General features: G+C 37.6%; 5 protein-coding genes and 2 pseudogenes. 1 reads left to right on the top strand and 6 read right to left on the bottom strand.

The window, feature by feature from the left end; translation table 11 throughout:
- Positions 1 to 893, bottom strand: a pseudogene (locus AFK68_RS42215) (NACHT domain-containing protein); the annotation flags it as partial.
- A 1-nt stretch (position 894) separates the two neighbouring features.
- A partial coding sequence (locus AFK68_RS42210) for a caspase family protein (RefSeq protein ID WP_246844326.1) occupies positions 895 to 1,475 on the bottom strand: 581 nt, incomplete at its 3' end.
- Between the two features lie 464 nt (positions 1,476 to 1,939).
- Between AFK68_RS42210 and AFK68_RS21320 the strand changes: the two genes are divergently transcribed.
- Entirely contained in the window at positions 1,940 to 2,401 is a 462-nt protein-coding gene (locus AFK68_RS21320) for a hypothetical protein (protein WP_094674891.1), read from the top strand.
- A gap of 2,460 nt (positions 2,402 to 4,861) precedes the next feature.
- On the opposite strand, the gene AFK68_RS42205 is transcribed toward AFK68_RS21320, so the two are convergent.
- The 4 genes and pseudogenes from AFK68_RS42205 to AFK68_RS45940 form a co-directional block, all read right to left on the bottom strand.
- A complete protein-coding gene (locus tag AFK68_RS42205; RefSeq protein ID WP_371357487.1) occupies positions 4,862 to 5,137 on the bottom strand; it encodes a WD40 repeat domain-containing protein in 276 nt (91 codons plus the stop codon).
- 44 nt (positions 5,138 to 5,181) lie between these two features.
- The coding region (locus tag AFK68_RS42200) for a WD40 repeat domain-containing protein (protein WP_246844329.1) at positions 5,182 to 6,526 on the bottom strand (1,345 nt) is incomplete at its 3' end.
- Positions 6,527 to 6,558: 32 nt separating this feature from the next.
- The coding region (locus AFK68_RS45945; protein WP_371357486.1) for a WD40 repeat domain-containing protein at positions 6,559 to 7,721 on the bottom strand (1,163 nt) is incomplete at its 3' end.
- 54 nt (positions 7,722 to 7,775) lie between these two features.
- Positions 7,776 to 8,373 (bottom strand): annotated as a pseudogene (locus AFK68_RS45940) (peptidase C14); the annotation flags it as partial.
- Positions 8,374 to 8,461: the final 88 nt, after the last annotated feature.

Raw genomic sequence — 8,461 nt, 5'->3', positions numbered from 1 at the left:
TCTTTTATTGCTTCCTCTATTTCTTCTTTTTCCAGAGGGGTTACTAAGAATTGATTTTCTTTAATTTGAGTTGCTAATCCTGGATATTTTGAACATTGGTCGAGAAAGTCTGCCCGCATTCCTAAGATTAAGCAAAATTTCTTTTGAATGGTTTCATTTCCTATTGCTGCCAAGAAGCAATCAAAAAATTCCTGTCGTTTTTCGTGAGTTTCACAGAGGGTAAAAGATTCTTCAAATTGGTCGATTACCATGATGACTCTTTCTGCTTCTGCTGACTGAATAAAGTCGATTAATTTTTCGCTTAAATTCTCTGGATTTTCCCCTTCTATATTAATTGCCTTTTGCAGATTTTCCAGAGGAGATGTAGTCGGTGTAAAAGGATCTAGATATTGCCACCTGTCACTTCCCGATGTTTTTTGCCCCCGCTTCAGTTGATATAACAAACCTGCTCTTAATAAGGATGATTTTCCACTACCGGATGCTCCTAATATGGCGACAAAATTATTGGTTCTTACTTGGTTAATTAATTCATCTGTTAATCTGGTTCGACCATGAAAAAATACTGCATCTTCTTCCTTTTCTGTGAAATAAGATAAAGCACGATAAGGAGGAGTATTTTTCCAACGTTCATCTACAGGTTGAGTCGGACTATTCGTAGTTAAAATAATTGCATTTCCTGAATTATGAAACACAGGAGCTTGAGCAGTCTGACGCATATTCTTTTTGATAGAATCTGCCAAGATATAGTTAGTTACCCAACCATCTACAGAATTTTCTGGATTTAAACCTTTGAGTAATCTAGCTGTAAAAACACCTTGTTCTCCATCTATTTGTTCTACACTTGTTTCAAAGGAACGAGCAGCAGTAATAAAACAACGACTTACTTTTTTTCCNTGTTCTCCATCTATTTGTTCTACACTTGTTTCAAAGGAACGAGCAGCAGTAATAAAACAACGACTTACTTTTTTTCCTGTACCAGGGTCTGCTTCTTGAAAGTTTAAAAATTCTCCGCTAAAACAACAGTCTAACCAAACTATTTGTGTTTTGACAGGACTTTTTTGTAATAGCTCTTTTAACCAGTTTAAAGATATGCCATATTTCTCGTTTTTTAGTTGAGCATCACTTGTGGCTAAAAATCCTTCTTGAATGCCTCCTTTTTCTTTCAAATAACCATGTCCGGCAAAGAAGAGTAAAGCCACATCAGGAACTTCATTTTTTGATGGAGGATTAAATAAATTAATAATTCTTTTTTCCAGGTCATTAACTTTTACAAGACCATTAGGAACAAATCTAGCTTGACCTTCTTGGTCGTAACCTTTAGGTAAACGTTGTACATGAAACTTGCCGTATTTTTCTAACATTTCGGCAATAGCTTCAGCATCTTTTACGGGTGCTTTGAGGTTTAAATCTCCTGGTTTCTTTTTTTTGAGGAATGGATAAGAATTAATGCCAACGACTAATGCTTCTCTGTTCATAATTATTAATTATATTGACTATTTAAAATGTTGATAAAAAAAATTACAGTATTTTTCAGGTGATTGAGGTCAAGTTTTAAGGCCAAATCTACCCTGAAAAAGAGGTAATTTAGGTAAATCTATCTATAATATATTAATAAACTAACTAGATTATACCCTACTCAAGAAGATGAGGACTGGTCAGAAATCAAATATGTCAGAACTTAAGGAACGGCAGTAAATATACAGTTTTTTTCTTGTTGTCTGTTGCCTGTTGCCTGTTGCCTGTTGCTTATTGCCTGTTGTCTGTTGTTTGTTGTTTGTTGCCTATTACCTATTACCTGTTGCCTGTTGTCTGTTGCATAAGTTACAATATCTCACAATGCAGATCAGATTGCTATCTTAAACAAGAATATAATCAAGATCAATAACTAAAGTTATCTAAAACTAGAGAACAAATAAAGTACAAATCAAGGAGACACAAAATGAATGATTCAGCGAACAAATTTTTATTATCCATGTTACTAGCAATCAAAGAGTCAGATACTCCCCTAAGTTCAGAAGAAAAAGAGAACCTTTATATTGCTGGTCAACAATTATCCCTTGACCCTACAGCTTGGGAAGAAGATATTCAACCAAGTCTAATGGAAATAATTAACAATAACCCATCTCTCAATACAGTTTTTCAAAATATTAATTCAAAGCTAGAAAAAATTGATGAGATGCCTCAAGATTTAATCCTTAATACTGAAGATGTGAAAACAGTTACCCCGACGGAGGAAAATCAACCCCTAGAACGTCCTATTCCTGATGTAGATATGTCTGATTTGGAAAGTAATGAAATTACCAATGCAGCTATCCAAATTATCTCATCACCAGAGCCATCAGAAACAGTTCAAAAAATTAGTAAGTTTGATAAATTAATGAATTTAATTGGTCAAGATTAGTTAGACTATAAATAATTTTTTTAGGGTGGGTTAGGTGGATAAAATTCAGATAAAATTATGTAATTTGATGCCTATCCACTCTAACCCATAAATCATTGTTTTAGATGATATTAATCAGGACTTACGCACGGACACTATCTGTAAGGGCAATTCATGTTTGCGGAGCATTCCGTAGGAAATTGCCCCTACAAAAAACACAATTTACATATATTTTGTGTAAGTTTTGTTAATAACTAAAATAATGAGTGATAACTGATAACTGAAATGACTGATAATTGAAATGACTGATATTATTAATCCTACCATTGACTTATTTCTCTATGACTTGAGAAACAGTCTCGGTGATGATGAGCAAGACATAGAACAAAAACGACAATATTTTTATCAAAAATTCCATCCAACTGTTCAAGAAAAATTAAAACGAGACGGACAAGAAAACAATAAAGGTATAGAAGTAGAATATATTCAGCTACTCAAATCTACTTATGCTTTCTTTCCTGATAGTTCTGGAGAAGATGGTTATTACTACCCAGTAAGATTGGGAGATAGTTATGGACTATTATTAGAAGTTGCTACACCAGACACAAAAACACCAGAATATTTTGCTGAATTAAGAGCAAAAATCCAACAAAAATTAGGAGAGAATATTGCCACATTAGGTCAGACTTGGATGTTATCTGCCTATCTACCAGACTCCTCGGAAACAACTCCAGAAGAAATAGAAAAAATTGCCAAAAAATGTTACAACGCAATTTTTCCCAATGCCCAAAAAAGAGTAGAATTCGATGGCAAAGGTGAATTTATCGGAGCCACAATTTTTGAAGAATCTATTAATAGTTTAAAACAGCAGACTGTAAAATTAGCAGACAAAGAAATTATTACCGTTGTTCAAAATCAACATATTATTATTGCTATCTATCCAGACGAAGCAACATTCAACAAATTAAGTGGATTCTATATAGACTGGATGCGCTTATTTTATTCTCACCATAAAATTGTTTGGGCTTACGCTCAAACTCGGATTTTAAGTAATATAATTAAAGATAAATTTAGTAAAATTCAGACAAAAATTGAATCTTTAGAAGCAAAGATTAGTCAAGAAAATAGACAAGGTAAGAAGTTGGAAGAAATTAGTGATGCTCTGAGTCAATTTCAAATTATTATCAATCAATATACCCAAAATCTGAACAATTTAAAATTTCAACAAGGCACAATAGAAATAAATTTAAGTAATTACGATAAAAGAGTACAAACTATCCAGAAAAAAGCTAGAGAAAAAGTCACTATAAATAAAACTGGAATCGCATTTTTTGAAGATTTTAGTCAATTAGTAAACGAAAAATATCTTTTGCAAATTACACGAGATTTACAAAATTTTGACCAGGGATTGCTATTNGTAATATTCTCACTGAATTCCAAATTACCATTAATCGATATACTAATGATCTAAGCAATTTAAAATTTCAACAAGGCACAATAGAAATAAATTTAAGTAATTACGATAAAAGAGTACAAACTATCCAGAAAAAAGCTAGAGAAAAAGTCACTATAAATAAAACTGGAATCGCATTTTTTGAAGATTTTAGTCAATTAGTAAACGAAAAATATCTTTTGCAAATTACACGAGATTTACAAAATTTTGACCAGGGATTGCTATTATTAGAAGGTAATATTAACGCTGTTCGTAGTCAAGTAGAAATAGAAAAAGCTAAGAGCGATCATAACTTTCAAGAATTAATTGCTGTGGGAGGTACAGGTGTAGCTGTTGTTAGTTTTATCGGTGATGATGCCAAACAACAATGTGAGTTAATTTTCTCTAAGAAATCTGATATTTGTGACAATACATTGATATTCAAATTAATAATGATTTTAACTACCAGTATATTTGTTTGGTTTTTCAGAAAATATATATTAAAGCGATCGTAAATTAGTTTGACTTTTTCCCTATTAAAAAAGTTAGAAGTTAGAAGTCATAATTAGGGCTGGCTGAATCAATATCAAACCATTTGCAGATAAAGATTTTAGGCTTTTTAGGTATCAAAAAGTGCTAGATTTTTGACCCCTCATGTTCAAAAATTAAGTATTTTGGGCAGACTATGGGAGAAAAATCAAAGGACTATTCTTCCTCCTACCTCCTCTATAATTCCAAATTTTCCTGTACGGGTGATTTGCGTAATTAGGAGCATTCCGGAACGGAAATCACCCCTACGACTCCTGACTCCTACCCTCACAAAAAGACTTTTTCAGCAAACCCTAATTATATCATGTCCGGTAGCATCGGTATTGTATAGCAAAGGTAGGGAACACTTAACAGGGAACAGGGAGGAAGAAGCTTTAAGAGAAGGAAAAACTTGATATGGCGGTAGATATTTTCCCAACTTTTACACGCTCCGATACCAACGGACATGATATTATCTGGATTCTATATCACTTGGAATTCTGATGCTACCGGACATGATATCACTTAAGATTAACAGAAGGATGAACGGGAAGATTTTCGCAACTTTTCTGATATGTCTCCAAGTTGCTGTTTATATACTGCTTCCATTCCTCTGCTGTTAAATTTCGAGGGAGACGGCGACAAGCTTCTGCAATTAAATCTACTTTCATTACCTCATAGAGGTGGGCAGTTTTGTCCCAACTTGCAGTAGCAATAGTCTTGTCGTCGGGACTGAATGCTACTGTCCATACCCTATCCTGGTGGTTGAAGGTAGCGATGACTTCGTGGGTGTCCATATCCCAGAGACGGGCGGTATTGTCATTACTTGCTGTCGCAATGNCCCAACTTGCAGTAGCAATAGTCTTGTCGTCGGGACTGAATGCTACTGTCCATACCCTATCCTGGTGGTTGAAGGTAGCGATGACTTCGTGGGTGTCCATATCCCAGAGACGGGCGGTATTGTCATTACTTGCTGTCGCAATGGTTTTGCCCTTGGGGCTAAAGGCTACTGCATTTACCCCGCCCTGGTGCTTGAGAGTCACTAATTGTTTGCCAGTGGTAGCATCCCAGAGGCGGGCGGTTTGGTCATAACTTGCTGTCGCAATAGTTTTACCATCGGGACTAAAGACTACTGCCCTTACTGAGTCGTTGTGTTTGAGGGTAGCTAATTCTTTGCCAGTGGTAGCATCCCAGAGGCGGGCGGTTTGGTCATCACTTGCAGTAGCCATGGTTTGCCCGTTAGGACTAAAGGCTACTGCCCTTACTGAGTCGTTGTGTTTGAGGGTAGCTAATTCTTTGCCAGTAGTATCCCAGAGGCGGGCAGTTTGGTCATCACTTGCAGTAGCAATGGTTTTGCCGTTAGGACTAAAGGCTAGTGCCCTTACTGAGTCCTGGTGTTCGAGAACAGCTAATTCTTTGCCGGTGGTAGCATCCCAGAGGCGGGCAATATTGTCATTACTTGCGGTGGCAATGGTTTTGCCGTTAGGACTAAAGGCTACTGCATTTACCCCGCCTTGGTGGTTTAGGGTAGCTAATTGTTTGCCAGTGGTAGCATCCCAGAGGCGGGCGGTATTATCATAACTTGCGGTGGCAATGGTTTTGCCCTTGGGGCTAAAGGCTACTGCATTTACCCCGCTCTGGTGGTTGAGAGTCCCTAATTCTTTGCCAGTGGTAGCATCCCAGAGGCGGGCGGTATTATCATAACTTGCAGTAGCAATGGTTTTGCCGTTAGGACTAAAGGCTACAGCTCTTACGGTGTTCTGGTGGTTGAGAGTCGCTAATTCTTTGCCGATGGTAGCATCCCAGAGGAGGGCGGTTTGGTCATTACTTGCGGTCGCAATGATTTTGCCGTTGGGGCTAAAGGCTACTGCCCTTACTGAGTCTTGGTGGTTTAGGGTAGCTAATTCTTTGCCAGTGGTAGCATCCCAGAGGCGGGCGGTATTATCATAACTTGCAGTAGCAATGGTTTTGCCGTCGGGGCTAAAGGCTACTCTCCCTACTGAGTTCTGGTGGAGTAAGGTAGCGACTTCTTTGCCGGTGGTAGTATCCCAGAGGCGGGCGGTTTGATCATTACTTGCTGTCGCAATGATTTTGCCGTCGGGGCTAAAAGCTACTGTATTTACCCTGCCCTGGTGTTTGAGGGTAGCGACTTCTTTGCCGGTGGTAGCATCCCAGAGGCGGGCGATATTGTCATTACTTGCTGTGGCAATGGTTTTGNTGGTGTTTGAGGGTAGCGACTTCTTTGCCGGTGGTAGCATCCCAGAGGCGGGCGATATTGTCATTACTTGCTGTGGCAATGGTTTTGCCGTCAGGGCTAAAGGCTACCGCTCTTACCGAGTCCTGGTGTTTGAGGGTAGCTAATTGTTTGCCGGTGGTAGTATCCCAGAGGCGGGCGATATTGTCATTACTTGCTGTGGCAATGGTTTTGCCATCGGGGCTAAAGGCTACCGCTCTTACCTCTCCTTGGTGGGGTAGGGTAGCGACTTCTTTGCCGGTGGTAGCATCCCAGAGGCGGGCAGTATTGTCATTACTTGCTGTGGCAATAGTTTTGTCGTCGGGACTAAAGGCTACTGCTCTTACGTCCCCTTCGTGTTTGAGAGTATAAAGATGATCGGGAAGTTGGGCTAACCCCTTGCGGATAATTTCATTGACTGCATTTTGAGATTTATCTAAAAGCTGACTGTCTAAAAATTTGCTGACAACTTTCCTCCACCAATACTCTTCCCGTTCTTTAAATTCTTGAATTTGAGCTATTGACTGGACTGCCAACAAAACACTTGTATCATAACGGTTATAAATGCTCAAAACCTCTGCTTCAGATGCTCGCCTATCAATATTAGCAACGTTACTTCTATATTCGGCTTTCCTATTCTGAATGAAAGCATAAGCAGATAACCCAACCATTACAAGTGCAACAATTGATGAAAATAGGTTTTGGTTTTGAGCTAATTTTTTAGCTTTTTCCTCTTCAAGTTGTTTTTTTATGCGTTCTTTCTCTTCAACTTCTAAACGAGTTCTCAACTCCTGACTTGCCCTAACAAACTCATAAGCATACCCATCCAACAAACCCATATCCCCATATTTGGTCACATATTCTTCTGCTTTTATTAACTGCCCTTCTCGCCATAACCAATCATCTTTTTTATCCTGTTTTTCCCATTCCTTTGCATCAACTTCAATCTTTCTTACCAACGGCAAAACTTCTTGATAATCTTCTACCCAATTTCTCAGCTTTTCCCAACTTCTAATTAATTCTTCGTGAATCACATCTAATAATGTTCCTGCCCCTGACTTATCTTTAGTAATTAACCGATTATTTTGGTCTGCTAATTTATTACTTACCTCTAACAACATCTCTAAACTATGTTGTTCATTTGGCAAATCTTCTAAAATTACTCGTCTGCGAGTATCTGTTATTTTTCCTGACTTTGTTTNCCCCTGACTTATCTTTAGTAATTAACCGATTATTTTGGTCTGCTAATTTATTACTTACCTCTAACAACATCTCTAAACTATGTTGTTCATTTGGCAAATCTTCTAAAATTACTCGTCTGCGAGTATCTGTTATTTTTCCTGACTTTGTTTTCTGTTGCCCAGGCTGTACTAATTCTAAAAATATCCTCTTTGCTACCGACTTTTCCTCTTTATTCAGACTCTCAAATACTTCGTTTGCTCGTTTCGTTAAAGTACCCTTAATTCCTCCCAACTTTGTATAAGTTGCCAGTGTTAAATATTTACTTTTCTCTTCTCCTTGAGTGGCATATTTCCACAGAACATCCATAGTATATTGTAGCAGAGGTAAACTACCTGGATTCCGCAAAAAGTCTTCTGTAATTTGGGCAACTAATCCGGCTTCTACTTCCATTCCTACTAATTGAGCCGGGTTTTTAATTGCTTCTTTTACTTCCTCTTTTTCCAGAGGTGTTACTAATAGTTGACGTTCTTTAATTTTAGTCGCTAACCCTGTATATTTTGAACATTGGTCGAGAAAATCTGCCCGCATTCCTAAGATTAAGCAAAGTTTGTTTTGAATCGTTTCATGTTTGAGAGCTTCTAAAAAACAATCAAAAAATTCAAGTCTTTTTCGTGAGTTTCACAGAGGGTAAAAGATTCTTCAAATT

This window comes from Hydrocoleum sp. CS-953 (assembly GCF_002260545.1).
Classification (GTDB): domain Bacteria; phylum Cyanobacteriota; class Cyanobacteriia; order Cyanobacteriales; family Microcoleaceae; genus Trichodesmium.
The sequence above is the reverse complement of the archived record's forward strand: the minus strand, read 5'-3'. Positions and strand labels throughout refer to the sequence as shown.